General features: G+C 65.5%; 1 protein-coding gene and 1 pseudogene. Both read left to right on the top strand.

Translation table 11 applies throughout. From position 1 onward, the window contains the following. The first annotated feature begins 128 nt into the window (after window positions 1-128). Window positions 129-1,367, top strand: a complete 1,239-nt coding sequence (locus WAN71_RS02375) for a PPE family protein (protein WP_422223791.1) — start codon at window positions 129-131, stop codon at window positions 1,365-1,367. Window positions 1,368-1,442: 75 nt separating this feature from the next. Further along, window positions 1,443-1,539, top strand: a pseudogene (locus WAN71_RS02370) (WXG100 family type VII secretion target); the annotation flags it as partial.

Below are 1,539 nucleotides of genomic sequence, written 5' to 3'. Positions count from 1 at the left end.
GGTATTGCCTCGCCGATGTCGAACATGACCGGGCGCCTACGGCGTCCGATTCCGAAATACGGAATGCGCCTCCCGTCAGTGATGGCGCGGCCACCCGCCGCTGGATAACAGACCAAGGAGAAACTGTCATGATCGACTACGCGGTGCTACCACCGGAAATCAATTCGGCCAGAATGTATTCGGGCGCCGGCTCATCGCCGATGCTGGCCTCCAGCGCTGCTTGGAGCCAGCTGGCAGCTGAAATACGTTCGGCAGCAGCCTCTTACAGCTCGGTAATCACGAATCTGACCAGTGGCAGCTGGCAGGGCCCGGCATCCGCGTCGATGGCGGACGCCGCCGCACCGTATGCGGCGTGGATGAACACTACTGCCGCGCAAGCTGAGCAGACGGCCGCCCAGGCGCAAGCCGCGGCGAGTGCCTATGAGGCGGCGTACTCGATGACCGTGCCGCCTGCGGAGATCGCGGCAAACCGCACGCAACTGGCATCGCTGATGGCGGACAACGTTTTGGGACAGAACGCTCCGGCGATTGCGGCCACCGAGGCCCAGTACGGAGAAATGTGGGCTCAGGACGCCGCAGCGATGTACGGCTACACCGGCTCTTCGGCGGCGGCCACGCAGCTGACCCCGTTCAGCCAACCGGCCCAGACCACAAGTGCGACCGGCCTGGCCGCGCAAGCCGCCGCGACAGCGCAAGCCTCCGGCACCTCGGCGAGCACCGCCGGCAGCGCCTCGACGAGTAACGGATTGTCGTCATGGCTGGAAAGCATCATCGCGCCGAACTCGAACACCTCCACCACGGGGCTCGCCGGGCTACTCAACTACCTAGACGGAGCCAACGGGTCACTGCTGGGGAGCTTTCTCAACAACGCCACAGTCGCCAACTTCAGCAACGCATTCACCACCAGCGGCCTAATGAACCCGACGGCGTTCATCGACTCGGTGACGTGCTTCAGTTACCTGTTCCCCTCCATGGCGGGCGGAGAGATTTCGTCGGATGTCTCGGGTCTGGCCGCCGGGCTCGGTTCGGGGACTGCGGGACTAGGGGCAGCGGGCCTGCGCGGCCTGGGCGGCCTAGGCGCGGCAGTGTCTGCGGGCGTCGGACAGGCCACACCGCTGGGCGCCTTGTCGGTGCCCGGAGGCTGGGCCGCGGCCGCACCGGGGCTCAGCAGGATTGCTACCGAGTTGCCGGGCGCCAGCGCCCTCACCCCCGCCCTGGGCGCCACCCCGCTGGCACCACCTGGTGGGCCGGTGGGCATGCCGGGGGTGCCGTTGGGAGGGTTCGGGGCCATGGCTAACCACGAGTTCGACGAACCGATGTACGGGTTTCGACCCATGGTGATGGCGCGTCCGCCCGCCGCCGGTTAGCAATTCGGAATGCCATTGCACTACAACACAATCCGTTACATCCGATGGTTTTTCGACAGAGAAGGAGACAGAATTATGCCTACGCGTTTTATGACTGACCCGCACGAGATGCGGTCGATGGCGGGCCGTTTTGATGTGCACGCCCAGACGGTGGAGGACGAGGCCCGCAAGA

Origin of the sequence: Mycobacterium sp., assembly GCF_049280035.1 — a bacterium.
Lineage (GTDB): Bacteria > Actinomycetota > Actinomycetes > Mycobacteriales > Mycobacteriaceae > Mycobacterium.
Note: the sequence above shows the minus strand (reverse complement) of the source record. Positions and strands in the feature narration are given on the sequence as shown.

What these genes read in the sequence shown, in the direction of transcription:
- WAN71_RS02375 (WP_422223791.1), top strand. Translation starts at nt 129, where the DNA reads ATGATCGACTACGCGGTGCTACCACCGGAAATCAATTCGGCCAGAATG.